The sequence below is a fragment of the Nocardia tengchongensis genome (assembly GCF_054781395.1).
Map to the genome: position 1 here is coordinate 16467 of NZ_BAAGUM010000018.1, position 26151 is coordinate 42617.

Below are 26151 nucleotides of genomic sequence, written 5' to 3' on the forward strand. Positions count from 1 at the left end.
CGCTACTCCGGGTCCAGCAGACCTTCGGGCGGGTCGATGACGATCAGCCCGTCGGCGACCGACACCGTCGGCACCATGGACAGCACGAACGGCACCAGCAGTTCGCGGCCCGCGGGCGGGAACGCGTCCCCGGCCTTGATCGACAGCAGTTCTCCCGCAGCCGAATGCAGCACTTCGTTGACGACGCCGACGAGCGTGCCGTCGGTGAGTTCGACGCGCAGCCCTTCGAGCTCGTGGTCGTAGTACTCGTCCGGATCCTGCGACGGCGGCAGATCCGCGGTGTCGACGACGAACAGCATGCCCCGCAACGCGTCCGCGGCCGTGCGGTCGTTCAGACCCACCAGACGCAGCAGAAGCCGGCCCGAGTGCTCCCGGGCCGACTCCACTACGAATTCCTGCGTCTGCTTCGCGCGCGGCAGCTTCCCCTCGAGGACGCTGCCGGGCGCGAACCGCAAGTCCGGTTCGTCGGTGCGGACATCTACGACGAGTTCGCCGCGCACACCGTGCGACTTGGCGACCCGCCCGACGACCAGTTCCATCTACTGATCCGTGTCGACCACGTCGACGCGGATGCCCTTGCCGCCGATGCCGGCGACGAGGGTGCGCAGCGCGGTCGCGGTGCGACCGCCGCGACCGATCACCTTGCCCAGATCGTCGGGGTGCACGTGCACCTCGACGGTCCGGCCACGACGACTGGTGATCAGCTCGACGCTGACGTCGTCAGGATTGGCGACGATGCCGCGAACCAGGTGTTCGACGGCATCAGCCACGACGGCGCTCATTACTCGGCAGCTTCGGTGGTGGCCTCAGCGGTCTCGGCCTCGGCGGCCTCGTCCTTCTTGGCGGCCTTCTTCTTGGGGGTGACGGCCTCGGCGACCGGCTCGTTCTCGGCGGCGGCCAGCGCGGCGTTGAACAGGTCCAGCTTGGACGGCTTCGGGGCCGCGACCTTCAGGGTGCCCTCGGCGCCCGGCAGGCCCTTGAACTTCTGCCAGTCGCCGGTGATCTCCAGCAGACGCTGCACGGACTCGGTCGGCTGCGCGCCGACACCCAGCCAGTACTGAGCGCGCTCGGAATCGATCTGGATGAGCGAGGGCTCCTGCTTCGGCTGGTAGATGCCGATGGACTCGATCGCGCGGCCGTCACGACGGGTACGGGCGTCGGCAACGACGACGCGGTACTGCGGGTTGCGGATCTTGCCCAGACGGGTCAGCTTGATACGAACAGCCATGAGCTGCTTCCTTTCAAAGGTTGGTCACGTCGCAATTCAGCGACCCACGCGAGGTGGGCCCGGTTTTGCGTCAAGTGCTGTGACCGCCGCGCGGTACGTAACCGGAGACGGGCTGACACTGTCCTCGATGAGGACGGTCGTTCATTCTGCCAGACGGCCCGTCACCGGAAGAAATCGCCCCGAATCCCCCGGGAAAGGCGACAGCCCACCGGGGATTCCCCGATGGGCTGTGACCGTACCCCGAGCTCAGTTCGGGTTCGGCCCCGAGCTACCGGCGGTCAGCAGCTTTACGATCAGTCCGGCCAGCACGCTGATAGCCAGGGCTTCGATGGAACCCACGGTCGTCTCCTCATCGGGTCGAGATATGAAACGTGTGAAGCATGCACGATTCACTATCCCGGCGCAGGGGAATCGACAGAACAGTCCTAACGGAGACGCATACAGATGGTGAGACCGGCGGTAGTGCCGGGGCTGTAGCCGAGGCTGAGCCTGGTACCGGGCGGGCACACGTTGTCGTTCGAGTCGTGACGGTCGGTGACCTGATACTCGGCCCTGGGGTCCGAACAGTCGACCCGATGGGTGTCAGCAGCCGCACCACGGACGTTGTTGTCGACGATGCAGTCACCGACGACCGCGTACCGCGAATCACTGAGATCCGCCGGGCCCATGCAGACCACCAACACCAGATCCGTCTTGTCGTTGCCGCGCGTGAACACCGCATTCGCACCCAGATCATCCGGGCACTCCGGGTGCGCGGGCTTGCCGAACGCGGTCCGCACCGACAACACCCGCTGCGAGGCGTTCGGATCTGTGCACGCCACCTTCTTCATGGTGTTGCGGTCACCGCAGTCACCCAGCTTCGCGGTCCCCATCGACGACGCGTCGATGTCATTGGTGCACACCACGATCGCCCGGCCACCCAGCGACGACTGCGCGAACGCCATCCGCGCCGCCGGATGCTGCTTGCACGCCTGATCGGTCACCGGCAGCTTGGTGTGCAGTTCGACGCCGACAACCTTGGCGGGCGACGACGGCGCGGCACAGTCGACACGAGTCATGGTCTCGCCCGCATTCTTCACATCGACACAGTCCTCGGCCCGCAGCGCACCCGGGTCGGTGGTGTTGAACCGGGTCGGAGCCAGACACAGGATCGTGCCCGACTTCTCGCCGTTCCCAGCCGGATCGGTCACCGCCCGCGTCGCATCCGGATACTTCGCGCACGCCCCGTCCACCGGGAACACCAAACCCTCCCGCCCCACGATCGAGAACAGCGACTTCCCGTCACCGCACCCGTACACCACCGGCTGACCCGGGACCTCGAGCGAAACACACGCACCGACCGGGAAAGCCGCCGGATCCGGCCGCGTCAGCACCCACCCGAACAACCCCGCGGCAGCCCCGACGATCACCACCGTGAACACCACGAACCACACCCACCACCTGCGCTTCCGCGGCGCCGGTACGGGAATCCCCGCCGCGCCCTCCGGCGGCAGCGCTCCCCCCGGCGGTGGCGGATACCCGTTCGATTCCGGCGCAACCGGCTGCCCCCAGCCGGGATTCGGCTGAGCCTCCGGCGGGGACGCTACGGGGGTGGCGGGTTCGGATGGTTCGAGCATGGTGTCCCTCCCACGAACTGCTGCGGAAATGCTCCGCGACAAAACAGGAGGTGATCGTAAAATCCGGCAATTCGAGTGGCGGGGTGCGGATTCGGTTACCGATACGCGGTGACCGGGTCGCGGCGGTCGTAGACGCGGCCGCGGAGGACGACCCAGGATGGGGTGGTGAGGATGCGGAGGTCTAGGCGGGGGTCGGACTGGTAGACAACGAAATCGGCGGGGGCGCCGGGGGTGATGCCGGGATGGGAGAGCCAGGTGCGGGCGTTCCAGGCGGAGGCGCCCAGGGCGTCGTGGGGGGTGAAGCCGGCGTCGGTGAGGGCGAGGATTTCGTCGGCGATGCGGCCGTGGCGGATAGAGCCGCCGGCGTCGGTGCCGGTGTAGACGGGGACGCCCGCTTCGTGGGCTTTGGCGACGGTGTCGCGGGAGCGGCGGTGCAGGTCGCGCATGTGGGCCGCGTAGGTGGGGAATTTGGTTGCGCCGTCGGCGATTCCGGGGAAGGTGTCGATGTTGATGAGGGTGGGGACCAGGACCGTGCCTTGGGCGGCCATGGTGGCGATGGTGTCGTCGGTGAGGCCGGTGCCGTGTTCGATGCAGTCGATGCCCGCGGCGAGCAGGCCGGGTAGGGCGTCCTCGCCGAAGACGTGGGCGGTGACGCGGGCGCCTTCGCGGTGGGCGGCGTCGATCGCGGCCTTCAGGACCGGGTCGGACCAGAGCGGTGCGAGGTCGCCGACGGTGCGGTCGATCCAGTCGCCGATGATCTTGACCCAGCCGTCGCCGCGGCGCGCCTGTTCGGCCACGATCTCGGGCAGGTCGCGCTCGTCGTCGACTTCGATGCCGAGCTCACGGATATAGCGTTTCGGGCGGGCGATGTGGCGGCCGGCGCGGATGATGCGCGGAAGGTCCTCACGCTCGTCGAGGAAACGGGTGTCGATGGGCGAGCCCGCGTCGCGCAGCAGCAGCGCCCCGGCGTCGCGCTCCACCTCGGCCTGCGCGATCGCCCCATCGGAATCCTCGTGCCCGCCACCGTGTTTGATGCCGACATGGCAGTGCGCGTCGACCAGGCCGGGCACGATCCAGCCGCCGGCGTGCACGGTTTCCGCGCCGGGAATCGGCTCCTCGGAGATGACGCCGTCGCGGACCCACAGATCGCGGAGTTCGCCATCGGGCAGGATCACGCCCCGGAAATGCAGCCCCATGCCGGCCTCCTCTGCGGACGGAGTGTCTCGGCACAAAACTAGCGCACGGTCACCGCATCGATCGGTTCCGAAGCAGCGCCCCGCGGGACTCTCATGACCGCGCGAAAGCGTCCAGCAGCGCGGGCAGATCCTTCCGAATCGGCAGTCCGTGTCCGGGCACGAGCACCTCAGCCCCCAGCGTGGCCAGGCCGCGCGCACTGTCCAGCGTCCCGTCCTCGTCATGGTTGAACACACCCGGCAGCAATTGCACACCGGTCCCACACACGATGGGGTGCCCGGTGACCAAGGCATCACCGGAGAACAACACCCCCTCCGACGGCATGAAATACGCGGTGTGACCGTTCGTGTGACCGGGCGTCGGAACCGCCACCAACCCACCCGGCAACGCCGCCAGCGTCTCCGCGTCGGCAGCCTCGGCCATCGGAACACTCATCCCGATATGCCCCGCCACCGCCCGCAACGTCTGCGCCACCCACACCGCTCCGCGCCGAGACCCCAACAACCGCACCATCTGCACCGGCGTGATCTGCTGCAAATACTCCCGCTTGGCGTGCCGAACCTCCTCGGCCCCGGTATACACCGGCACCCCGAGCTTCTCGACCAACGCCGGAATAGCCCCGATGTGATCCAGATGCGCGTGCGTCACCACAACCGCCACGACATCACCGAGCTCATGCCCGATCTGAGCCACCGAACTCAGCACCGAAGCGGTATCGGCCGGATACCCCGCGTCCACCACGGTCACACCGCGATCATCACTGACCAACGCCCAGTTGACATTCGTCCCCGCCACGACATACACGGAGTCGGAAACCTGATCGATTTTCACGCCCGAACCGTACCCACGATCCGGGCGGCGCACCCGCCGAGCCGGTCCGAACGGCCTGGCGGTGGCAGGCGACCTCCGATGACCTGACCCGCAACGCAGTTCGGCCCCGCCCGGGTGGGCGAGGCCGAATCGGATAGCGGCGGGTCAGTTCTTGGGGAAGTTCAGCTTCGAGAGGTCGAAACCTTCGAGGCCGGGCGGCAGTTCGTTGAGGCCTGCCGGGAGGTTGGAGAGGTCGGGCATGCCGCCGGGCATGCCGCCCGGGAGGGCGGGCATGCCGGGGAAGCCGCCGCGCATCTTCGGCGGGGTCGGGCCGCGGCCGCCCTTCTTGCCCTTCTTGCCACCCTTTTTCGTGTTCTTGCCGCCGCGGCCGGAGCCGGGCAGGCCGAACTGGCGGCTCATCGCGCCCATCATCTTCTTGGCTTCGAAGAAGCGGTCGACGAGCTGGTTGACGTCGGAGACCTGGACGCCGGAACCGTTGGCGATGCGCAGGCGGCGGGAGGCGTTGATGATCTTCGGGTTCGCCCGCTCGGCGGGGGTCATGCCGCGGATGATGGCCTGCACGCGGTCGAGCTGCTTGTCGTCGACCTGGGCGAGCACGTCCTTCATCTGGCCCGCGCCCGGCAGCATGCCGAGCAGGTTGCCGATCGGGCCCATCTTGCGGATGGCCAGCATCTGCTCGAGGAAGTCCTCCAGGGTCAGCTCGCCCGAACCGATCTTGCGGGCGGCCTCCTCGGCCTGCTTGGCGTCGTAGACCTGTTCGGCCTGCTCGATCAGGGTGAGCAGGTCACCCATGCCGAGGATGCGCGAAGCCATGCGGTCGGGGTGGAAGACGTCGAAGTCCTCGAGCTTCTCGCCGGTGGAGGCGAAAAGGATGGGCTGGCCGGTGATCTCACGCACCGACAGCGCCGCACCACCGCGGGCATCACCGTCGAGCTTGGTGAGCACGACACCGGTGAAGCCGACGCCGTCGCGGAAGGCCTGCGCGGTGGAGACCGCGTCCTGACCGATCATGGCGTCGAGGACGAACAGGGTCTCGTCGGGGTTGACGGCGTCGCGGATGCCCGCGGCCTGCCGCATCAGTTCCTCGTCGATGCCGAGGCGGCCGGCGGTGTCGACGATGACGACGTCGTACTGCTTGGCCTTCGCCTCTTCGATACCGGCGCGCGCGACGTCGACCGGGTCGGACGCCGAGACGCCGAGCGGGTTCTCGCCGCCGCCGATGGAGGTGCCCGGGTGCGGCGCGAAGACCGGCACCCCGGCCCGTTCGCCGACCACCTGCAGCTGGGTGACCGCGCCGGGACGCTGGAGGTCACAGGCCACCAGCAGCGGCGTGTGTCCCTGTCCCTTCAGGTATTTGGCGAGCTTGCCCGCGAGGGTGGTCTTACCGGCACCCTGCAGACCGGCCAGCATGATGACCGTGGGCGGGTTCTTGGCCAGCCGCAGTCGCCTGGTCTCGCCGCCGAGGATGGTGATGAGTTCCTCGTTGACGATCTTCACGACCTGCTGGGCCGGGTTCAGCGCCGCGGAGACCTCGGCGCCCTTGGCGCGCTCCTTGACCTTGGCGACGAAGCCGCGCACGACGGGCAGCGCGACGTCGGCCTCGAGCAGGGCCAGGCGGATCTCCCGGGCGGTGGAGTCGATGTCCGCCGGCGACAGGCGTCCCTTGCCACGCAGATCCTTGAGGGCACCGGCCAACCGGTCGGAAAGGGATTCGAACACCGATGCTCCTGATCTCGAGGGACGTCACTCGAGATACCAGGGTAGTGGTTATTCGAGCGACCGCGGCCGGGGGCCGGGGCGGTGCAGGTCGTGCGTCTCGATGGCAACCATGCCGAGCGCCTCGCGGGCGGTGAGTCCCAGCTCGAGGGCGAGCCCGTCGAGGATCGCCCATTGGGCGTCCGAGGGCGCCTGGCCGGTGCCCGCGGAGGCGATGGTCATGGCGGTCACGGCCTGCTGGCCGCTGAGCGTGCGGCCGGGCAGCCAGGAAACCACCCAGCGGTCACCGCCGACACAGCGGGCGATGTGTGAGGTCAGATCGCTTGTCATCATCGACGCGGAAACGACTTCGATTGCCACCGACGTGCTCCCCTCGTGCTCGCGACTCGTGCATGACACGTGCACGCGAATACTAGGATGTGACCCCGATCACTCGACCGCTATTGCAGCAAATCTCCTGCAACATTCTGATCAACTGCCGAACATATGGTTTGCCGGTTAATCCCAACCCCTGGCGATTAATCGGAAAACAGCTGGAAGAACCAATTCAGCTGTCCGATTCGAGAGGTTTCTTCGGTTGTTGCGGCGGAACCACCGCCAACACCGACGCAGCGATCTCCGCGCGGCGTCCGGGCGTGTCGGAAGCCCCCAGATCCAGGCAGAACGTATCGATGACCGCCGAACCCATGGTCATCACCTTCGCCCAGGAGACATTCACCCCGGATTCCGCGAGCGCCGCCGCCAGCCGATTCAACAATCCGATCCGGTCCTCCGCGCGCAATTCCAGCAGCACCCGCCCCGGCTCGGCGGTTTCGTGCCAGAACACCCGCGGTTGCGCCTGCGCGAAAGGACTCGGCTGCGTCCCGACCGCGTCACGTTCCTTGCGCGCCAGCACCGAAGCCAGATCCAGATCGCCATTGATGGCACGGATCAATTCCTGACGCAGCAGACCCGGGTCCGGCGGATCACCGAAACGCGGTGCCACCACGAAGGTGTCGATGGCCGCGGCGCCCACACTCGCCAGCTCGGCCGAGAGCACCCGCAGCGAATGCACCGCCAGCACGCCCGCCGCCTCGGACAGCAGACCCGGACTGTCGGGGGCGACCACGGTCACCACATGGTGGTAGCGCCCCTCCCCCGGCTTCAGATCCACGTGCACGCCACCGGATTCGGCGCGGGTGCGCAGCTCGTCGGGAATCGGGGTCGGCTCGGGCAGCTCGTCCCCGGCCATGGCGGTCCGGCAGTTGCGGACCAATTCGCCGATCAGCGAGGCCTTCCAGTCGTTCCACACGCCCGGCCCGGTGGCCAGCGCGTCGGCCTCGGCCAGCGCGGCCAGCAGATCCAGCAGGTGCTGATCACCGTCGAGGGCTTCGATCACCATCTTCACGGTGTCGGAGTCGGAGGTGTCGCGGCGGGTGGCGGTGTCGGGCAGCAGCAGGTGGTGGCGCACCATGGCGGCCAGGGTCTGCACATCGGAAGGCCACAGCCCCAAGCGATTTCCGATCGACACGGCCAGTTCCGCGCCGACCACGCTGTGATCCTCGGTGCGTCCCTTGCCGATATCGTGCAGCAACGCGCCCAGCAACAGCAGGTCCGGGCGGGCGACCCGGGTGGCCAGCGCCCCGGCCTGGGCGACCGTCTCCATCAGGTGACGGTCCACTGTCCAGGTGTGCATGGCGTCGCGCGGCGGCAGGTCCCGCACCACGCCCCATTCCGGAAACAGCCTGCCCCACAAGCCCGTTCGATCCAGCGCCTCGACCGCGTCGACGGCGCCGCGGCCCGCGCCCAGCAACACCAGCAGGTCGTTGAGCGCTTCCTTGGGCCACGGCTCACGCAGTTCGGGCGCGTCCTCACCGAGCCGGTTGAGCGTGGTCGCCGACATCGGCAGCCCGGTCTGCGCGGAGGCCGCGGCCACCCGCAGGATCAGGCCGGGATCGCGCTGCGGGCGGGCGTCGCGGGCGAGTACCACTTCTCCGGAGTGCTCGACCACCCCCTCATCGAGTGGTCGGCGCACCGGAACGCGGCGCAAGCGCGCGAGCCCGCGCCGGGGCAGCGCGTTCCCGGCGGTCCGCAGCCCGACATCGGTGGAGTAACCGATGGTGCGGGCCGCGTCACTGAGCGTGCGGGCCAGATCGAAACGGTCTCCGATCCGCAGGGCCGCCCCGATCTCGTCGGCGTCCTGGGCCCGCAGCTGATCGCGGGCGCGGCCCGCCACCCGATGCAGCTCGGTGCGTACATCGAGCAGGCGGCGGTGCGCCTGCTTCAGCCCGCCGCCCGGCACTTCCGGACCGAGCCCCGGCATGGCGTCGGTCAGTTGTGCGATGGCGAGGGCGTCCAGCAGTTGGATGTCCCGGAGCCCGCCGCGCCCGTTCTTGAGATCGGGTTCGGCGCGGTGGGCCACGTCCCCGCTTCGGCGCCAGCGGGTTTGGGTCTGCTCGATGAGACCGTCGAAGCGGGACCGGATTCCGGCCCGCCAGTCCCGGCGGACACCGCCGATGAGCAGGGTGCTCAAGTTCTCGTCACCGACGATGTGCCGGGCCTCGAGCATGCCGAGGGCGGCGGTCAGATCGTCGGCGGCGACCCGCAGCGCCTGCGGGACGGTGCGCACGCTGTGATCGAGCTTGATGTGGGCGTCCCACAGCGGATACCAGAGCTGATCGGCGACCTCGGCGACCCGGGCGGGGTCGACGTCGTCGTAGAGCAGCACCAGATCCAGATCGGAGTAGGGCAGCATTTCCCGGCGGCCCAGGCCGCCCACGGCGACCAGGGCGAGCCCGCTGTCGGCGGTGATGCCAACCTCGTGGCCCTTGGTGGTCAGCCACAGGTCGTAGAGATCGACCAGGGCCTCGCGCAGAGCTTCGGCGTCGAGCCGGGCGGCGCGGCCGTGCGCACTGTGCTCGGCGAGCAGTTGGTCGCGGGCCCGGACCAGGTCCGAGGCTCCATCGGAGACCTTCTCGGCCTTGGCATCACTGCCGCCGGCCTTGTCGTCGCGTGCCTGCTGGAAACCCACAACCGCCCCTCTCGATTCACTTTGCCGCGATTCACCGCCCCGACACGGGGACGGCCCCGCCACCGCCGGTTCGACACCGACGGGGCCGGGGCCGCCACGGGGATCCCGCTCGAATTACAGAGCGTCGGAACCGCGTTCGCCGGTGCGCACCCGGACGATGGCGTCGACCGGGGTGACCCAGACCTTGCCGTCGCCGATCTTGCCGGTGCGAGCGGCTTCCACGATGACCTCGACGACCTTGTCGACGGAGGCGTCGTCCACCACAACCTCGACCCGAACCTTCGGGACGAAGTCGACCGAGTACTCGGCACCGCGGTAGACCTCGGTGTGGCCCTTCTGACGGCCGTAGCCCTGCACTTCGCTGACGGTCATGCCGAGCACGCCCGCCTGCTCCAGGCCGGTCTTCACGTCCTCCAGGGTGAACGGCTTCACGATCGCAGTGATCAGTTTCATGTTCGTCATGCCTCCTTGACGGCGGTAGTGCGCGCCGCACCACCCACAGCAGCGAAATCGTATGCCGATTCTGCGTGCTCGGACTCATCCAAGCCCGTGAACTCGGATTCTTCGTTGGCGCGCAGGCCGATCGTGAACTTGATGGCGAGAGCGATGATCAAGGTCAGGATGCCCGAATAGGCAAGCACCGCACCGGCTCCCACGGCCTGCTTGATCAGCTGATCGAAGCCACCGCCATAGAACAGGCCCTTTACCGCGGCGGGGGCCTCGGGCGCGGCGACCAGACCGACCATCAGGGTGCCCGCGATACCGCCGACCAGGTGGACGCCGACCACGTCGAGCGAGTCGTCGAAGCCGAACTTGAACTTCAGGCCCACCGCCAGGGCGCAGAGCACGCCGGCGACCACACCGATGGCCAGTGCGCCGACCACGTTGACCGAGGAGCAGGAGGGGGTGATGGCAACCAGACCGGCCACGATGCCCGAGGCGGCGCCGAGCGAGGTGGCGTGGCCGTCACGGATCTTCTCGACCAGCAGCCAGGCCAGCATGGCCGCACCGGTGGCGACAGTGGTGGTGACGAAGGTGGTACCCGCGATGCCGTTGGAGCCGACGGCGGAACCGGCGTTGAAGCCGTACCAGCCGAACCACAGCAGGCCGGCGCCGAGCATGACGAAGGGCAGGTTGTGCGGACGCATCGGAGTCTGGGGCCAGCCCTTGCGCTTGCCGAGCACGATCGCCAGCACCAGACCGGCGATACCGGCGTTGATGTGGACCGCGGTACCACCGGCGAAGTCGATGGCCTTGAGCTTGTTGGCGATCCAGCCGCCGTGCTCACCGGTGACGCCGTCGAAGGCGAAGACCCAGTGCGCGACCGGGAAGTAGACCACGGTGACCCAGATGGCCGAGAACAGCATCCACGCGCCGAACTTCAGGCGGTCGGCGACCGCACCGGAGATCAGGGCGACCGTGATGATCGCGAACATCAGCTGGAATGCCACGAAGACCGTAGCGGGCACGGTGCCGGCCAAGGGAATCGCCGACTTGATCGACGGGTCCGTGGTGCTGGCCAGATAGGTGCCGCCGAACAGCGTCTTCAATCCGAAGTACTGCGTCGGGTCTCCGATCAGGTTCTTCTTGTCGTCACCGAACGACGTCGAAAAGCCGTACAGCACCCATAGGACGGTTACCACGCCCATCGAGCTGATGCTCATCATGATCATGTTGAGCACGTTCTTCGAGCGGACCATACCGCCATAGAAGAATGCGAGCCCGGGTGTCATCAGAAGCACGAGTGCTGAACTGGCCAGCATCCATGCGGTGTCGCCGGTGTCGGCTGCACCGATTACAGGAAACGCCACCTTTTGTCCTCCTCATCGTCAGCCCCGCAGCAACCTGCGCTAAGCCTGCAATGAGATTCACCAGTCGGTGTTTCCTCCGTGATCCTGCGGCGTTTCGCGTAGGTGAACGGATGAGATTGCAGTGTTGCGGTCACGTTTCCGAAACCGCACCACGGTTACGGCGACCCGGTGAGGACGGTGTTGATTTCGATATCGGCGCAGGTCAGCGTGGGTTAACCGAGCAGCGCGTCGACGAATGCGCCGGGTTCGAAGGGAGCAAGATCATCCGCGCCCTCACCCAAACCGACCAGTTTGACTGGAACGCCGAGCTCATGCTGAACCTGGAACACGATGCCGCCCTTGGCGGTTCCGTCCAGCTTGGTCAGCGCCACCCCGGTGATGTCCACGACGTCGGCGAAGACCCGCGCCTGCATCAGACCGTTCTGGCCGACCGTCGAATCCAGCACCAGGATCACCTCGTCCACGGCGGCCCTCTTCTCCACCACGCGCTTGACCTTGCCCAGCTCGTCCATCAGGCCGGTCTTGGTGTGCAACCGGCCCGCGGTGTCGATGAGCACGACATCCACGCCACGCTCGATACCGGCGGACACCGCGTCGAACGCGACGGCCGCGGGATCCGCGCCCTCCTTGCCGCGCACAGTTTCCGCGCCCACCCGCTCGCCCCAGGTCTGGAGCTGATCGGCGGCCGCGGCCCGGAAGGTGTCGGCGGCGCCCAGCAGCACGCGGCGGCCGTCGGCCACCAGCACGCGCGCCAATTTGCCGGTGGTGGTGGTCTTTCCGGTGCCGTTCACGCCCACGACCAGCAGGATCGACGGGTGATCGGCGTGCGGTAGCGCACGGATGGAACGGTCCAGCTCGGGCCGCAGCGCGTCGATCAGCACCTCCCGTAGCACAGCTCGCGCCTCGGCGGCGGTGCGGACGCTGCGCCCGGCCATCTCCTCGCGCAGGCGCTCGACGATGGCGGCGGTGCTGCCGGTGCCCAGGTCGGCCATGACGAGGGTGTCCTCGATCTCCTCCCAGGAGTCCTCGTCGAGATCGCCGCCGCCGAGCAGGCCCAGCAGGGACTTGCCGACGGCGGTCTGGGAACGGGACAGCCGCCCGCGCAGCTTGGTGAGGCGGCCCGCGGTGGGCTCGATCTCGGCGATTCCGGGCACGACCGGAGCCGTGGCCTCGGGGGCGGCGGCGTGGGCGCCGGCGTGGGCGGCGACCGCGGCCTCGGCACCGGCGGCGATCTCGGCGGCGGCGACCGCGGCCTCGGCGGCTTCCTCGGCCGCGGCCTCCTGTGCGGCGGGCTGGGCGGCGACATCGGCCGCTGCCTTGCCGGCGGCGATCTCCGCGGCCTCTTCGGCGGCCTCGACGGCCTCGGCGCGCGCCTGGTCGTCGTCCGACACGGCGGTGTCGGGAGCGGGAGCAGGCGAAGCGGAGTCACCCGCGGCCGCGCCGGTACCGGCCGCGCCGGTACCGGCCTCGCCGGTCACGGCAGCCTCGCCCGCCGGGGCGGTGGCGTCCGTCGTGGCGGCCTCGTCGACGGCCGCGGCGATGTCTGCCGGGGCGGACGCGGCAGCGGTGTCCGTCGCGGCGGTCGCGTCGGTCGCGGCGGCGCTCTCGGCGGGCGTGACGGTCTCCGCGGCCGGGGCGGGTTCGGGGCCCTGGACAGGATCGGGCAGGCGCACATCGTGGATGCTGCGCTTGCCCGCGTCGCGCGGGATGGCGGCATCGTCGCCGATGTGGGGCTGGCCCTCGTCGTCGGTGCGCTCGGGCGGGAGCGGCACCGGTTTGGCCTTGGTGGCCGGGACCTTCTCGCGTTCGGCGGTGGCCGCGCCCTGGCTGAAGCTGAATCCGCTCGAGGCCTGGTATCCGCCGGAGCGGTCGGTGACCTCCTTGGTCTCGGTGACCTCCGGGGTCAGCGAGATCCGGCGGCGCTTGTTCAGGGCATATCCGGCAACCAGCGCCACGAGCAGCACCGCCGCGATGGCGGCGAGGAGAATCCAAACTTCTGCAGTCGTCACCTCCCCATCCTTTCAGAGGTGCTTGCCATGTCGGATTCACGCACCTACCGTCGCGTCGGGGGCCGTGGCCGATATCACAGAGTTTGGTCGTGTAATGCAGCGACACGCCGGGATGTGGCCTGAAAATCCGACCAACTACCAACCGGTCTGCTCGACTACGTGCCACAGTGCGGAAGGAGCGGCGAATGCGACACCGAGACAATAGGATCGGCGACGTGACCGATCGAAATGTGCTTGGGGGACCGCTGGAGGAGTGTGGCACCGATCCTCTCACCGGCTTCTACCGGGACGGATGCTGCAGCACCGGTCCCGAGGATTTGGGCAGCCACACCGTCTGCACGGTGGTGACGGCGGAGTTCCTGGAGCACCAGAAATCGATCGGCAACGATCTCGTCACCCCGCGGCCGGAGAACAACTTCCCCGGCCTGCAACCGGGCGACCGCTGGTGTGTGGTGGCCGTGCGCTGGCTGCACGCCCACGAGGACGGGGTGGCCGCACCGGTGGTGCTGGCGGCCACCCACGAGAACGCGCTCGAGGTGGTGCCCATGGAGACCTTGCGGAAATACGCGGTCGACGTCCCCGACGACGTCAGCGACCTGCTCTAGTCATTCACGCCGCCCTTGCGCAGCAAAGCCTCGGTGGCGCTGCGCAATTCGACGCGGGCCGCGCACAGTTGCGGGTCGGAGGCGAACGCCACCCGGTCCGCGCCGGCGTGCAGCGGGCCGTTGAGCACCTGCAGCCCGATGGCGGCGGCGATGGCGCCGAAGAACAAGGCCACCAAGGCGGGTCGCTCCCCCGCCAGGGTCAGGGTGAGCGCGGCCTGACCGCCGAAGACGGCCGCGGTGGCCGCCGAGAGGACCAGCGAGTGCGTCATGTCGGCGCGCAGCTCCTCCCCCTCGTCGTAGGCGTCGAGCACCGCGATGCCCAGACCCAGCACCACCAGGTCGGCGGCGGTCACCGACAGCATGGCGGTGCGCGGCAGCACATTCAGGCCGAGCAGGATCAGCGCCGAGCTGAGCCCGAGCAGTAGCGCGCCGACGGTGAGCAGTCCGGCCGCGGAACGTCGTGCGTCCTCGGCCCATTCGGCGTGCTGGCCGAGCATGCCCAGCATGGTGCCGAGCAGCGCGAGCAGGGTGATCGCCCCGAGCAGGTAGCCGGCGGGCAGGAAGCCGCCCGCGGCGGGCAGCGCCAGCAGCGCGCACAGCGGTAGCAGTCCGGCCCGCCACCAGCGGTCGACGCGTTCGACCCCGGCGGGCAGCAGCCGCACGAAGACTCCGCTGAAGGCCAGGACCGGCGCGCACACCAGCACGATGCGCACTCCGTCGAACCACGGATCCGCGCCGGCCATCCGGTCGGCCACCACCGCCACCGCGAAGGCCAGCAGCCCCGTCGCCGCTCTGCGTAACAACAGCTTTCGCGGATCCCGCGCGAGCAGATACAAACCGAGCCACCATGCGGCACCGAACGCCGCGGCCGACACCCAAACCACGCAGGGAGCGTACTGCCCCGCTACCGGTTCGCGGGTCCATACCGAAACGTCGTATATGGCCTTCTATCAGCATTTTTCGCCAATTCCGGGCCTCGTCACACCTTCGCATCCGTTCGGACACACCCAGGTCACGAAGTGCCCCAACGGCTTTCATCGGGGAGTCGATTAGGGGGTCATACGGGGATAGCGTGGCGACGTCGGTGAGCCTTCTGCCGACAGGCGGCTGAGCAGTAGCGGGCGGGCCGCCCGGTTCCGGTCGGGTGGATCGGGGTGGTGCAGATCGGGCAGCGCGGGGTGGGAGTTTCGTTACCGGGGGCGCTTTCGTCACGCGGGGTAGTTGCGTTCCGGTGTTTCGTTACGGGTCGTCCGGGGTGGTGGGAGCGCATCGCGTCGAGGATCAGGGCCGCGGGGCGCGCCAGCTCGTGATCGGGGGCCTGTCGTTGGATCGCAACGCATCCGGTGAACAGGGCGAGGACGTCGGGCACGGTGAGGTCGGCGCGGACCGTGCCCTGCCGCTGGGCGTTGGCGAGCAGGTCGCCGAGCGCGGTGTGGAAGCGGGCGCCGGCGTCGCGGACCAGTTCACGCGGCCAGCCGTCGTTGCTGACCATGTCGCACACGGCCTGGTTGCGGTGGCTGGAGGTGATCACCTCGGCGCAGAAGCTGAAGAAGGCGACGCCCGGGTCGGGGGCGTCGCGCAGGCGGTGGGCCAGGCCGGTGAGGCGGTCGATGCGTTGCTGCATAACGGCTTCCAGCAGCGCGGTCTTGGTGGGGAAATGGCGGTACACGGTGCCCGCGCCGACACCGGCGCGGCGGGCCACCTCGGCCAGTGAGACCGCGAGTCCGCCTTCGGCGAGGGCACGTTGCGCGGCGGCCAGGACCAGGGCGCGGTTGCGGCGCGCGTCGGCCCGGCCGTTCGGGGTGCTGCGGATGCTGGTCGGCGTCGACATTTCGTTACGCGGGTCCTTTCCGGTGCTGGCCAACGGAAACGGAGCGGTTCTAGCGTTCGTATCCGGGTCGACCGACCCGAATACTACCGAACGAACGGGTGACAATGTCTTCTCGTAACGACCTGATCCTGGTTACCGGCGCGACCGGCAAGCAGGGTGGCGTGACAGCGCGCCGACTGCTCGACACCGGCCGGTCGGTGCGCGCGCTGGTCCGCGATCCGGAATCGGCTGCGGCGCAGGAACTCGCGGCGGCGGGCGCGGAGCTGGCGGTCGGAGATTTCGACCGGCCCGCGACCATCGCCGCGGCGCTCGACGGCGTGGGCTCGGCCTTCCTGGTGCCGCCGGCCACCTTCGGCCCCCAGGGCTGGGACGTCGAATTGGAGGTGGAACGCGGAGTCCGGTTCATCGAAGCCGCCCGCGCCGCCGGGGTGGAATTCATCGTCTTCACGACCGTCGCCTCCCTGACCGAGGACGGCAAGTGGGGCGCCCAGGGCAAGCGGCGCGTCGAGGACGCGCTGCGCACCAGCGGACTGCACTGGACGATTCTGCGCCCGGCCCGGTTCATGGAGAACTACTTGATGCGGGGATTCCCGGTGGACGGCATCACCGACGGCGTCCACCGGCATCTGTTCCCGGCGGACAAGCCGATCCAGTCCATCGCCCTGGCCGATATCGCGGTCTTCGCGCAGTTGGCCTTCGACGATCCGGCCCGCTTCCACGGCGAGGTCCTCGAGCTGGCCGGTGACGATCTCACCATGGCCGCGGCCGCGACCGCCATCACCGCCGCGACCGGTCACCCGGTGCGCTATGTGGAGGCGACGCGGGACGAGGCCGAGGCGATGGGGCCCGAGGTCGGGGTGGTCTGGCAGCTGTCGCGGTCGGGCCGGGGCTGGAACGCCGATATCGCCGCGCTCCGCGAAATCCATCCCGGCCTGCGGACTTTCGAGGAGTGGCTCGCCGAATCCGGTGCGGCGCGGTTGAAGTCGCTGGTGGATTCCGCACAGTGAACCACCCCGGCGGTTCCGCCGTATCCCGTCGGTAAGGACTACACGATCGGGGGGACCGCCATGCCGGCTCCAGTCTCGCGTCCGCTGCGGCTCGGTGGCGCGCTCGCCGCGGCGGCGCTCGCCGTGCTGCTCTCCGCGTGCACGGACCCGAGCACCACGCCCGCGGCGGGCACCAGCACCGGTGCCGCCGCGGCCCCGATTTCGAGCCCGAGCATCGGGATCACGGGCACCGGCAACCTGACCTTCGCGGGCAGTGTGGACGAGGGCCGGGTCAAGGCGTACGCGTTCGGCGTGACGGAGGGCCGGACCATCGCGTTCACCGTGACCTCCACCGCCGGCGACGCCCGGATCTCGGTCATCGATCCGGACGGCAGCACCCGTGCGACGGAGGAGGTCTCGGCGACGTTCGAGAAGGCCACCGCGGGTGCGTGGACCTTCCATGTCACTTCGCGTGCGGGGACCGCTCGCTACCAGCTGAACATCACGGTCGGATGAGGATCAGTTCAGCGCGCCGTTGTAGTCGGGCAGCTTGAAGGTCTGCTGCGCGTGGCCGCCGGAGAGGTCGGAGGCGCTGTTGCCGATATTGGCGACGATGGTGTAGCCCTGGGCCTCGATGGCGGCCCGGGTGGAGGTCTTGTAGTCGGCCAGGGCGCCCGCGCCGCTGGAGCCGGTGGTGAGGCCGCCGCCGTAGAGGCCGTCGACGGGGTAGCCGACCGCGCCGAGGTTGAGCTGGGTGTAGAGGTTCATGACCGAGGGGCGGCCGGTCACGAAGATGATCGCCGCGCCTTGGCTTTTCGCCCATTTTGCCAGCGCCAGCATGGGCGGGATGGCCGGGGTGATGGGGGCGGCGTGGTAGCTGGTCTCGAGCGAGGTGTTGTCGATGTCGAGGACGATGGCGGGCTTGGTGGCGCCCGGCAGCGCGGTGGTCAGGTAGGCCTGGGCGGCGTTGGCGACGGTGGTGACGTCGCTGATCCACTGGCTGTAGGGCGGCAGGTTGCTGTTGCCGCCGCCCGAGCCGGACAGGGAGCCGGAGGCCGATCCGGATCCGAGGCCGGAGGATCCGGTGTCGGCCAGGGCGAACGGGACCGGGGCGGCGAGACCGACGGCGAGTCCGGCGGCCAGGACGGCGATGGAGCGCTTCATGGGGCCGGACGCTAGCGGCTGCTTAATGGGACGCGCAGGTGTTTCACTCCGACATCGAGATGAATTCCCGCTGAGCGGGACGCGCGAGGATCGAAGCCGCTCGCACGGCCCGCGACCGGACTACGGTGTCGCGCCGACCAGATTCTCCCCGCGCATGCGCTGCGAGATCACCTGGGTGATGCCGTCCCCGCGCATGCTGACGCCGTAGAGCGCGTCGGCGATCTCCATGGTCGGCTTCTGGTGGGTGATCACGATGAGCTGGCTCTTCTCGCGCAGCTGCTCGAACAGGCCGATGAGCCGGCGCAGGTTGGTGTCGTCGAGAGCGGCCTCGACCTCGTCCATCACGTAGAAGGGCGAGGGCCGGGCGCGGAAGATCGACACCAGGAAAGCGACCGCGGCCAAGGACTTCTCGCCGCCGGAGAGCAGCGAGAGCCGCTTGACCTTCTTGCCCGGCGGGCGGGCCTCGACCTCGACGCCGGTGGTGAGCATGTCGGCGGGGTTGGTGAGCAGCAGCCGTCCCTCACCGCCGGGGAACAGGCGGCCGAAGACGCCGGTGAACTCGCGCTCCACGTCCTCGTAGGCCTCGGTGAAGACCTGCAGGATGCGCTCGTCGACCTCGGCGACCACGTCGAGCAGGTCCTGGCGGGCCTTCTTGACGTCCTCGAGCTGGGTGTTGAGGAAGGTGTAGCGCTCCTCGAGGGCCGCGAACTCCTCCAGCGCAAGGGGATTCACCTTGCCGAGGGTGACCAGGTCCTTCTCGGCGCGTTTGGCGCGGCGTTCCTGGGTGGCGCGGTCGTAGGGCATGGGCTGGGGTTCGCTGACGGCTTCGCCGCGTTCGCGGGCCTGCTCGTATTCGATCATCTCCAGCGCGGTGGGCGGCATGGGGACGTCGGGGCCGTATTCGGCGATGAGGTCGTCGAGGCTGATGCCGAACTGTTCGGAGATGGTGGTCTCGACCTGTTCGATGCGCAGCGCGGCCTGTGCGCGGGCCACTTCGTCGCGGTGCACGGCGTCGGTGAGCTGGGCGAGCTGGGTGTTCAGCGCGCGCGAACGCTCCTTGGTCTGTTCGACCCGGGCGGCGAATTCGGTGCGGCGGCGCACCAATTCGTCGCGGCGGGTGGCGGCCTGGGCGACCACCTGCTCGAGTTCGGCGGCGATCTTCTCCGCGGAAGCGGCGACCACGGCGGCCAGCGCGGAGGCTTGACGGCGAGCGGCCTGGGCGCGTTCGGCGCGGGCCCGGTTGTCGCGTTCGGCGCGGGCGGCGCGGCGCAGCGAATCCGCTTTGCCGCGTACCGATTCCGCGCGTTCCTCGGCGGTGCGGACGGCGAGGCGGGCCTCGACCTCCATGGAGCGGACCTCGGCGAGGGCGGCGGCGGCTTCTTCCCGGGCGTAGCCGGCGGTCTCGGTACCGGCGGCTTCGGGGTCCATATCGGCCTGTTCGAGTTCGGCATTGCGCAGCCGGTCCTCGAGTTCGGCGAGCTTGGACAGGGTTTCCTCGCGGCCGGTTTCGGCGTCGGCGCGCTGGGCGAGCAGGCGGTCGCATTCGCGTTGCGCGCCGCGGGCGGAGTGGCCGAGCCGGCCCAGGCGGTCGTAGATGGCGACCAGGGCCTGGTCGGATTCGTGCAGGGCGAGCAGGGCGTGGTCGACGGCTTCCTTGCGGTCGGACTGCTCGGCGAGCGCACCGGCCAGCGCGGCTTCGAGTTCCTCGGCCTGTCGCTGCCAGGACGCGAGTTCCGCGGTGGCGGAATCGATGTCGGCCTGTACCTCGAGCAGGCTGGGGGCGCGGTCGGAGCCGCCGAGCAGCCAGCCGCTGCCGGTGACGTCGCCGTCGCGGGTGACGACCCGCAGTTCGGGGCGGGCGGCGATGACCTGGGCGGCGGCGGTGAGATCGTCGGCGACGGCGATGCCCGCGGTGAGGGCGGTGATCGCGCCGCGCAGGTTGGCCGGGCAGTCGACCACGTCGGCGAGCCAGCGGGCCGTGCCGGGCAGCGTCGAATCTGCCTGTGCGGCAGGGAGGTTCGCGGCATCGGCGTAGACGAGGGCGACGCGGCCGCCGTCGGTCTCCTTGAGCGCGCGCACGGCGGCGTGCGCGGCGGGACCGGTGTCGGCGGCCACGGCGTCGGCCAGCGGGCCCAGCGCGGCGGCGACCGCGGACTCGAATCCGCCGTGCACGCGGATCAATCCGGACAGCGGGCCGAGTAGTCCGTCGGCGCGGTGTTCGAGCAGCCAGGCCGCACCGTCCTTGCGGCGCAGACCCATGCCGAGGGCTTCGATGCGGGCGGTGAGGGAGGCGACGCGTTTGCCGGCTTCGCGGTCCTTCTCGCGCAGTTCGGTGACGCGCGCGTCGGCCAGTTCGAGGGCTTGGGCGGCGTGTTCGTAGGCGTGGTCGAGGCCTTCCTCGCCCGCGTCGAGTTCGTCGAGTTCGCCTTGGACGGCCTCGAATTCGGCGTTGGCCTCCTCGCCGCGGCGGCGGGCCTCGGTGATGCCGGCGGACATGCGGGCGACCTCGCCGTCCACCGATTGCGCGCGAATGCGCAGGGAGTCGACCTGGCCGGAGAGCCGGGCGAGTCCTTCGCGGCGGTCGGCGACGGCACGCACGGCGGCCAGGTGGGCCTGCTCGGCGGCCTTGGCGGCCTGCTCGCGTTCGTAGAGTTGCTCGCGGGCGGCTTCCAGGGTTTCGGTGGCCATTTCGACGGCTTCGCGCAGTTCGGCCTCTTCGGCCTCGACCCGATCAGCTTCGCGCTCCAGTTGTTCGGGGTCGCGGCCGGCGCCGGTGGGTTGCTCGATGGTGAGGTTGCGGGCGCGGTCGCGCGCGATGCGGATGGTGGCGTTGACGCGTTCGGTGAGCGCGGAGAGCTGGAACCAGGTCTGGGCGGCGGCCTCGGCGCTGGGGGTCAGCTTGGACAGCTCGAATTCCTGCTGTGCCAGCGCGGCATTGGCGGCATCGAGTTCGGCTTGCACGGTGACGTGCTGTTCACGCGCGTAGGCCTCTTTGCTCTGCTGGCTCTCGAGTTCGCGGCGGCGGGTCACCAGATCGTCGGCGGCGAGCCGCAATCGGGAGTCACGCAGTTCGGATTGGACGGTCGCGGCCCGGCGTGCGACCTCGGCCTGCCGCCCGAGCGGCTTCAACTGCCTGCGCAGTTCGGTGGTGAGGTCGGTGAGGCGGGCCAGGTTGGCCTGCATGGCGTCCAGTTTGCGGACGGCCTTCTCCTTGCGCCGCCGGTGCTTGAGCACGCCCGCGGCCTCTTCGATGAAGGCCCGCCGATCCTCGGGCCGCGATTCCAGGATCGCCGACAACCGCCCCTGACCGACGATGACGTGCATCTCGCGGCCGATGCCGGAGTCGCTGAGCAACTCCTGCACATCCATCAACCGGCAGGAGTTGCCGTTGATCTCGTATTCGCCCGCGCCGTCGCGGAACATGCGGCGGGTGATCGACACTTCTGAATACTCGATGGGCAGCAGCCCATCGGAATTGTCGATGGTCAGCGTGACTTCGGCACGACCGAGCGGGGCGCGGCCCGCGGTCCCGGCGAAGATGACGTCCTCCATCTTCCCGCCCCGCAGCGCTTTCGCGCCCTGCTCACCCATCACCCAGGTGAGCGCGTCGACGACATTCGATTTCCCCGACCCGTTGGGCCCCACCACACAGGTGATCCCCGGCTCTAATCGCAGCGTCGTCGAGGACGCGAAGGACTTGAACCCCTTCAACGTCAGACTCTTCAGGTGCACAGCGGCTCAGACTACCCGCTCCCCCAGGATTGCCCCGAGTATGCCAACCCCGCGTCCCTTCTGCGCCAACGCCCGCGTCGCGCTTGACTCTCCAGCAAGGGGAAGCACGAAGGTTGACGCATGGACGACGAAACGCTCTACCCGATCGGGGCGCTGGCCGAGCGCACCGGACTGACGGTCAAGACCATCCGGTTCTACTCCGACAAGGGGATCGTTCCGCCGACCACCTACAGCCCCGGCGGCTACCGGCTCTACGACCTCGAGGCGCTGGCCCGACTGGAACTGGTTCGCACGCTCCGGGAACTGGGCATGGATCTGGCGACCGTCCGCCGCATCCTGACCCGCGAGGCCTCCCTGCCGGAGGTTGCCGCCGCCCACGCGGAAGCGATCGACATTCAGATCCGCGTCCTGCGGCTACGCCGCGCGGTCCTGCGGACGGTGGCGAGCCGGGGCTCCGATCAGAAGGAGATGGGATTCATGCACAAACTGGTGCAACTGTCCGAAGCCGAACGCGACCGCATCATCCACGACTTCATCGACGACACCTTCGGAGCGGTCGAGGGCAATCCGGCGGTGCTCGAGCTGCTCCGCTCGAGCATGCCCGAACTTCCCGACGACCCCACCCCCGAACAGGTGAGTGCGTGGATGGAGCTGGTGGAACTGGTGCGGGACAAGGAGTTCCGCGACGCCGTCCGGCGCATGGCCGAGTATCAGGCCCGGGAACGCGCGGCGGGTGACGACACCGGCCTGCATCACGACCTGACCGAGGCCGTCCGGGACGGGGTGGGCGCGGCCCTGGCCGAGGGCATCGCCCCGGACAGTCCCGGCGCGGCCGGAATCCTCGACGACCTGACGGCCCGCTACGCGGCAACCTTCGCCAGGCTCGACGATGCGGCCCTGCGCCACTGGATCCTGGACCGCCTGGAGGTCGCGAACGATCCTCGTACGGAACGTTATTGGCAGCTGGTCGCGACCATCAACGGCTGGCCCCCGCTGCCCGACCTCGGCCCCACCTTCGCGTGGTTCTCCGCGGCACTGCGCGTGACGCTCGGCCGGTGATCGCACGGGGAGGCGCGTTGACCGCCTCCCCGGCTCAGCGAGCGTGGTAGCGGTTCCAGGCGGTGGATTCCCAGCCCATGACGACACGGAAGACCAGGACCGCGCCCCAGGGGGCGATGACCCAGATCGGCCAGGGGTAGGTGAATTCGCCTGCGGCGAGGGAGATCGCGGCCCAGATGAACAGGGTCAGCAGGCTGACGCCGAGCCAGGCGCTGCCCTCGATCCGCTGCCAGATGGGCAGGCGGGTGCGGGAAGTGGACTGGGCCGCAGCGGTCTTCGGGAGTTTCGGGAGGTCGCCGAGGACCAGCTGGAGCTCTTCGCGGGTGGCGGTGGCGTAGACGCTGGTCAGGCGGTCGTTGTATTCGGCGAGGTCGAGGCGGCCTTCGGTCAGGTGGCGGCCGAGGAGGTCGGCGATCTGCGCGCGTTCGGCGTCGGAGGCGCGGGTGCCGGTGGTGATGTCCATGTCGATCCTTAACGGTCGGGCACTGCCGGATATTCCATTGTGGAATGTAAGTCCAGGATAAACCTCCACATTGGAATGTCAAGAACATCGAAGTGAGGGCAGGTGCCAGCACATTTGCCAGCAGGGGGTATGCGGTGAGATGGTTGATGCCAGTTCTCGGACAAGGAGTCATCGTGGACCTTGACTGGTCGCCTGCTGATCTGGCGTTTCGTGATGAAGTGCGCAGCTTTCTCGACGAAAAGTTAACCGAAGATCTACGCCGAGCGGGACGGTTGGCGACCAGCGTCTACCCGGACCACGAAGCCAGCATGGAGTGGCAGCACATCCTGCACGAACGCGGCTGGGCCGCTCCGGCGTGGCCGGTGAAGTACGGCGGCTGCGACTGGAGCCTCACCCAGCACTACATCTTCGGCCGCGAATGCACCCTGGCGGGCGCACCGAACCTGTCCCCCATGGGGATTCGCATGGTCTCGCACGCCATCATGGCGTTCGGCACCAGGGAGCAGAAGGACTACTTCCTGCCCGGCATCCTCACCGGCGAGGTGTTCTTCTGCCAGGGCTATTCGGAGCCCGAGGCCGGTTCGGACCTGGCCTCGCTGTCCATGGCCGCGGTCGCCGACGGCGAGGACCTGGTGGTCACCGGCTCCAAGATCTGGACCACCCACGCCACCGAGGCCAACTGGATCTTCGCCCTGGTCCGCACCTCCAAGCAGGCCAAGAAGCAGCAGGGCATCACCTTCCTGTTGATCGACATGCGCGCCCCGGGCATCGAGATCCGCCCGCTGGTCATGACCTCCGGCGAGCAGGTGCAGAACCAGGTGTTCTTCGACCAGGTGCGGGTGCCGAAGGCGAATGTGCTGGGGCAGATCGACGACGGCTGGACCGTCGCCAAGTTCCTGCTCAACTTCGAGCGTGGTGGCGGCGCGGTGTCCCCCGCACTGCAGGTCATGGCCGAGGAGCTGGCGCAGGCCGCGACCGAGCAGGTGGCCCCCGATGGCGGTGCGCTGATCGACGATCCGGCTTTCGCCGCCAAACTGGCCGACGCCCGCCTGCGCGCGGACGTGCTGGAGATCCTCGAATACCGCACCCTCGCACTGGTTTCCAGCGGCAAGGACCCGGGTCCGGCCGCGTCCACCCTCAAGATCCTGGGCACCGAGCTGAGCCAGGCGCTCACCGAGCTCGCGCTGGAGGCGGCCGGTCCGCGCGGCCGCGCCTATCAGCCGCACGCCGCCATGCCGGGCGGTCCGATCGCCGACTTCACCCCGCCCGCAGACGGTTTCGTCGCGGGCGAGGACTGGCAGGCGGTCGCCCCGCTGCGGTACTTCAACCACCGCGCCGGCTCGATCTACGCCGGCAGCAACGAGATTCAGCGCAACATCATCGCCAAAGCCACCCTGGGACTGTAGCCATGGACTTCACTTTCACCGCCGAGCAAGAACTGCTGCGCGACACCGTCACCGAGTTCCTCGCGGCCCGTTATCCGCTGGAGCCGAGCCTGGCCGCGGCGCGGACCGGGGCCGGGTGGCAGCCGGAGATCTGGCGCGGACTGGCCGAGGAGGTCGGGATTCTCGGGGCGAGCCTGCCGGAGTCGGCGGGCGGGATCGGGGGCGGCCCGGTCGAAACCATGATCATCGCCGAGGCCCTGGGCGCGGCGCTGGTGCTGGAGCCGTACGTGGACACCGTGGTGGTGGGCGGCGGGCTGCTGCGCCGCGCCACCGGCAAGCGCGCCGAGGATCTGTTGTCGGGCATCGCCGCCGGTGAGGTGGTGACCGGATTCGCCGCGCTGGAACCGCGATCCGGCTACGACTACACCGCGGTCAGGACCGGCGCGGTGCGCGACGGCGACGACTGGCTGATCACCGGTGAGAAGACGGTGGTGACCGCCGCGCCGCTGGCCACCCACCTGCTGGTGACCGCGGTCGCGGACGGCGAGAGCGCGCTGTTCGTGGTCGATGCCGACACCGCCGGGCTGACCATGCGCACGTACCGCACCATCGACGAGCGTCAAGCCGCCGACCTCACCTTCGACGCGGTGCGGGTGCCCGCCGATGCCCTGCTGCTCGCACAGGCCGGTGAGGCCGTCGCCGCGACCGTCGACGAGGCCATCGCCGCGGTGTGCGCCGAGGCGGTCGGGGCGATGCGCAAGGTGGTCGACGACACCGTGGCCTACGCCAAGCAGCGTCGGCAGTTCGGTGTCGCGATCGGCAGCTTCCAAGCCTTGCAGCACCGCATGGTGGACATGCTGCTGGAGCTCGAACAGGCCGTGGCCGCAACGTATCTGGTGACGTTGAAGCTGGACGCCCCGGCTGCCGAGCGGTCCCGTGCGGCGTCGGCCGCCAAGGCCACGATCGGCCGCGCGGCGCGGCGGATCGGCCAGGAGTCGGTGCAGTTGCACGGCGCCATGGGCATGACCGAGGAGCTGGCCATCGGCCACTTCTTCAAGCGTCTGACGGCCGTCCAGTATGAATTCGGTACCACTGACCAGCACATTGCTCGCTACGCCGCACTGACGCGGCCGTAGCGAGCCCCGCGAGCGTGCCGGCTCAACGGTGACCGGCGCCGGACCAGGTTCCGGTGGATCCCCGCGCGGATCCGCCGGGACCAGGTTCACCCCCGCCACGCCGGAGTTCGGTCGCGACATGCCGGGTGGACCCGCGCACGGCGAATACGATTACCAGCGCCAATGCGGGTCCGGTGACGAAGCACAAGAGCCCCAGCGCGATCAGCAGAACTGTTCCCACGTGCGGATTATTGTCTGCTATGGGGTGTTTCAGCGAATTGCGGCAAATGCAAGGCTAAGGCCGCGCGGAGGCGCCCCGGCGGGCGTGATCGAGGACACATCGCGCGCCCGTCACGTCCCCGGCACCTGTCTCGTCCAAGGGTTATCCACGATCCG

Annotated in this window: 24 protein-coding genes; 7 read left to right on the forward strand and 17 right to left on the reverse strand. The window is 69.1% G+C overall.

Going from position 1 to position 26151, the window contains the following annotated elements; translation table 11 throughout:
- Positions 1-2: 2 nt before the first annotated feature.
- The 4 genes from rimM to ACYVKL_RS34695 all read right to left on the reverse strand — a co-directional run bounded on the left by rimM (position 3) and on the right by ACYVKL_RS34695 (position 2652).
- Positions 3-539, reverse strand: coding sequence for a ribosome maturation factor RimM (rimM, locus tag ACYVKL_RS34680; protein WP_379171804.1), 537 nt, complete (start codon positions 537-539; stop codon positions 3-5).
- The gene (locus ACYVKL_RS34685) at positions 540-782 is read right to left on the reverse strand and encodes an RNA-binding protein (protein ID WP_213557053.1); all 243 of its coding nucleotides are present in this window, start codon (positions 780-782) and stop codon (positions 540-542) included.
- A complete protein-coding gene (gene rpsP / locus ACYVKL_RS34690) occupies positions 782-1228 on the reverse strand; it encodes a 30S ribosomal protein S16 (RefSeq protein ID WP_213557054.1) in 447 nt (148 codons plus the stop codon). Before rpsP ends, ACYVKL_RS34685 begins: the two co-directional genes overlap by 1 nt.
- Before the next feature lie 425 nt (positions 1229-1653).
- The gene (locus ACYVKL_RS34695) at positions 1654-2652 is read right to left on the reverse strand and encodes an LppU/SCO3897 family protein (protein WP_379171807.1); all 999 of its coding nucleotides are present in this window, start codon (positions 2650-2652) and stop codon (positions 1654-1656) included.
- Between ACYVKL_RS34695 and ACYVKL_RS34700 the strand changes: the two genes are divergently transcribed.
- Complete coding sequence (locus ACYVKL_RS34700; protein WP_379171809.1) at positions 2642-2794, forward strand: hypothetical protein; 153 nt, start codon at positions 2642-2644, stop codon at positions 2792-2794. The two genes, ACYVKL_RS34695 and ACYVKL_RS34700, sit on opposite strands and share 11 nt — an antisense overlap.
- Before the next feature lie 145 nt (positions 2795-2939).
- Here the strand turns inward: ACYVKL_RS34700 and ACYVKL_RS34705 are convergent, their stop codons facing one another.
- From ACYVKL_RS34705 to ftsY, 8 genes are all read right to left on the reverse strand, one after another.
- Positions 2940-4040: a metal-dependent hydrolase family protein gene (locus tag ACYVKL_RS34705; protein ID WP_379171811.1), complete on the reverse strand. Its 1101-nt coding sequence runs from the start codon at positions 4038-4040 to the stop codon at positions 2940-2942.
- Between the two features lie 91 nt (positions 4041-4131).
- Entirely contained in the window at positions 4132-4869 is a 738-nt protein-coding gene (locus tag ACYVKL_RS34710; RefSeq protein WP_379171813.1) for an MBL fold metallo-hydrolase, read from the reverse strand.
- Positions 4870-5013: 144 nt separating this feature from the next.
- The gene (ffh, locus tag ACYVKL_RS34715) at positions 5014-6588 is read right to left on the reverse strand and encodes a signal recognition particle protein (RefSeq protein WP_379171815.1); all 1575 of its coding nucleotides are present in this window, start codon (positions 6586-6588) and stop codon (positions 5014-5016) included.
- 48 nt (positions 6589-6636) lie between these two features.
- The gene (locus ACYVKL_RS34720) at positions 6637-6945 is read right to left on the reverse strand and encodes a hypothetical protein (RefSeq protein ID WP_246597995.1); all 309 of its coding nucleotides are present in this window, start codon (positions 6943-6945) and stop codon (positions 6637-6639) included.
- 187 nt (positions 6946-7132) lie between these two features.
- The gene (locus ACYVKL_RS34725; protein WP_379171818.1) at positions 7133-9595 is read right to left on the reverse strand and encodes a [protein-PII] uridylyltransferase; all 2463 of its coding nucleotides are present in this window, start codon (positions 9593-9595) and stop codon (positions 7133-7135) included.
- A 114-nt stretch (positions 9596-9709) separates the two neighbouring features.
- The gene (locus tag ACYVKL_RS34730; RefSeq protein WP_040859831.1) at positions 9710-10048 is read right to left on the reverse strand and encodes a P-II family nitrogen regulator; all 339 of its coding nucleotides are present in this window, start codon (positions 10046-10048) and stop codon (positions 9710-9712) included.
- A 5-nt stretch (positions 10049-10053) separates the two neighbouring features.
- A complete protein-coding gene (locus ACYVKL_RS34735; protein WP_379172083.1) occupies positions 10054-11358 on the reverse strand; it encodes an ammonium transporter in 1305 nt (434 codons plus the stop codon).
- A gap of 260 nt (positions 11359-11618) precedes the next feature.
- The gene (ftsY, locus tag ACYVKL_RS34740; RefSeq protein ID WP_460773932.1) at positions 11619-13415 is read right to left on the reverse strand and encodes a signal recognition particle-docking protein FtsY; all 1797 of its coding nucleotides are present in this window, start codon (positions 13413-13415) and stop codon (positions 11619-11621) included.
- A 215-nt stretch (positions 13416-13630) separates the two neighbouring features.
- Here ftsY and ACYVKL_RS34745 point away from each other — a divergent pair, with 215 nt between their 5' ends.
- Positions 13631-14020, forward strand: coding sequence for a DUF2237 family protein (locus tag ACYVKL_RS34745; protein WP_326357779.1), 390 nt, complete (start codon positions 13631-13633; stop codon positions 14018-14020).
- Here the strand turns inward: ACYVKL_RS34745 and ACYVKL_RS34750 are convergent.
- Both ACYVKL_RS34750 and ACYVKL_RS34755 read right to left on the reverse strand, forming a co-directional pair.
- Positions 14017-14904, reverse strand: coding sequence for a hypothetical protein (locus ACYVKL_RS34750; protein ID WP_357193615.1), 888 nt, complete (start codon positions 14902-14904; stop codon positions 14017-14019). The genes ACYVKL_RS34745 and ACYVKL_RS34750 overlap by 4 nt on opposite strands.
- 173 nt (positions 14905-15077) lie before the next feature.
- On the reverse strand, positions 15078-15851 hold the full coding sequence (locus tag ACYVKL_RS34755; RefSeq protein ID WP_379171823.1) for a TetR/AcrR family transcriptional regulator: 774 nt from the start codon (positions 15849-15851) through the stop codon (positions 15078-15080).
- A gap of 104 nt (positions 15852-15955) precedes the next feature.
- Between ACYVKL_RS34755 and ACYVKL_RS34760 the strand changes: the two genes are divergently transcribed.
- Positions 15956-16858 (forward strand): NmrA family NAD(P)-binding protein, encoded by a 903-nt coding sequence (locus ACYVKL_RS34760; protein ID WP_379171825.1) that lies wholly within the window; start codon positions 15956-15958, stop codon positions 16856-16858.
- A 60-nt stretch (positions 16859-16918) separates the two neighbouring features.
- A complete protein-coding gene (locus ACYVKL_RS34765) occupies positions 16919-17353 on the forward strand; it encodes a hypothetical protein (protein WP_379171827.1) in 435 nt (144 codons plus the stop codon).
- A gap of 3 nt (positions 17354-17356) precedes the next feature.
- On the opposite strand, the gene ACYVKL_RS34770 is transcribed toward ACYVKL_RS34765, so the two are convergent.
- Entirely contained in the window at positions 17357-18001 is a 645-nt protein-coding gene (locus tag ACYVKL_RS34770; protein ID WP_379171829.1) for an HAD family acid phosphatase, read from the reverse strand.
- Between the two features lie 120 nt (positions 18002-18121).
- Positions 18122-21733: a chromosome segregation protein SMC gene (gene smc / locus ACYVKL_RS34775; RefSeq protein WP_379171831.1), complete on the reverse strand. Its 3612-nt coding sequence runs from the start codon at positions 21731-21733 to the stop codon at positions 18122-18124.
- 120 nt (positions 21734-21853) lie between these two features.
- Here smc and ACYVKL_RS34780 point away from each other — a divergent pair, with 120 nt between their 5' ends.
- Positions 21854-22792, forward strand: a complete 939-nt coding sequence (locus ACYVKL_RS34780; protein ID WP_379171833.1) for a helix-turn-helix domain-containing protein — start codon at positions 21854-21856, stop codon at positions 22790-22792.
- A 34-nt stretch (positions 22793-22826) separates the two neighbouring features.
- Here the strand turns inward: ACYVKL_RS34780 and ACYVKL_RS34785 are convergent, their stop codons facing one another.
- Positions 22827-23255: a DUF1707 SHOCT-like domain-containing protein gene (locus ACYVKL_RS34785; protein ID WP_379171835.1), complete on the reverse strand. Its 429-nt coding sequence runs from the start codon at positions 23253-23255 to the stop codon at positions 22827-22829.
- Between the two features lie 173 nt (positions 23256-23428).
- Here ACYVKL_RS34785 and ACYVKL_RS34790 point away from each other — a divergent pair, with 173 nt between their 5' ends.
- On the forward strand, positions 23429-24661 hold the full coding sequence (locus ACYVKL_RS34790; protein ID WP_379171837.1) for an acyl-CoA dehydrogenase family protein: 1233 nt from the start codon (positions 23429-23431) through the stop codon (positions 24659-24661).
- A 2-nt stretch (positions 24662-24663) separates the two neighbouring features.
- Positions 24664-25776 (forward strand): acyl-CoA dehydrogenase family protein, encoded by a 1113-nt coding sequence (locus ACYVKL_RS34795; protein WP_379171839.1) that lies wholly within the window; start codon positions 24664-24666, stop codon positions 25774-25776.
- The last annotated feature ends 375 nt before the right edge of the window (positions 25777-26151 follow it).

Bases quoted from the DNA above. Each gene is read 5' to 3' on its own strand.
- ACYVKL_RS34760 (WP_379171825.1), top strand. From the start codon at position 15,956: ATGTCTTCTCGTAACGACCTGATCCTGGTTACCGGCGCGACCGGCAAG.
- rimM (WP_379171804.1), bottom strand. From the start codon at position 539: ATGGAACTGGTCGTCGGGCGGGTCGCCAAGTCGCACGGTGTGCGCGGC.
- ACYVKL_RS34755 (WP_379171823.1), bottom strand. From the start codon at position 15,851: ATGTCGACGCCGACCAGCATCCGCAGCACCCCGAACGGCCGGGCCGAC.
- ACYVKL_RS34685 (WP_213557053.1), bottom strand. From the start codon at position 782: ATGAGCGCCGTCGTGGCTGATGCCGTCGAACACCTGGTTCGCGGCATC.
- ACYVKL_RS34765 (WP_379171827.1), top strand. From the start codon at position 16,919: ATGCCGGCTCCAGTCTCGCGTCCGCTGCGGCTCGGTGGCGCGCTCGCC.
- ACYVKL_RS34770 (WP_379171829.1), bottom strand. From the start codon at position 18,001: ATGAAGCGCTCCATCGCCGTCCTGGCCGCCGGACTCGCCGTCGGTCTC.
- ACYVKL_RS34780 (WP_379171833.1), top strand. From the start codon at position 21,854: ATGGACGACGAAACGCTCTACCCGATCGGGGCGCTGGCCGAGCGCACC.
- rpsP (WP_213557054.1), bottom strand. From the start codon at position 1,228: ATGGCTGTTCGTATCAAGCTGACCCGTCTGGGCAAGATCCGCAACCCG.
- ACYVKL_RS34705 (WP_379171811.1), bottom strand. From the start codon at position 4,040: ATGGGGCTGCATTTCCGGGGCGTGATCCTGCCCGATGGCGAACTCCGC.
- ACYVKL_RS34795 (WP_379171839.1), top strand. From the start codon at position 24,664: ATGGACTTCACTTTCACCGCCGAGCAAGAACTGCTGCGCGACACCGTC.
- ACYVKL_RS34785 (WP_379171835.1), bottom strand. From the start codon at position 23,255: ATGGACATCACCACCGGCACCCGCGCCTCCGACGCCGAACGCGCGCAG.
- ACYVKL_RS34730 (WP_040859831.1), bottom strand. From the start codon at position 10,048: ATGAAACTGATCACTGCGATCGTGAAGCCGTTCACCCTGGAGGACGTG.
- ACYVKL_RS34735 (WP_379172083.1), bottom strand. From the start codon at position 11,358: ATGCTGGCCAGTTCAGCACTCGTGCTTCTGATGACACCCGGGCTCGCA.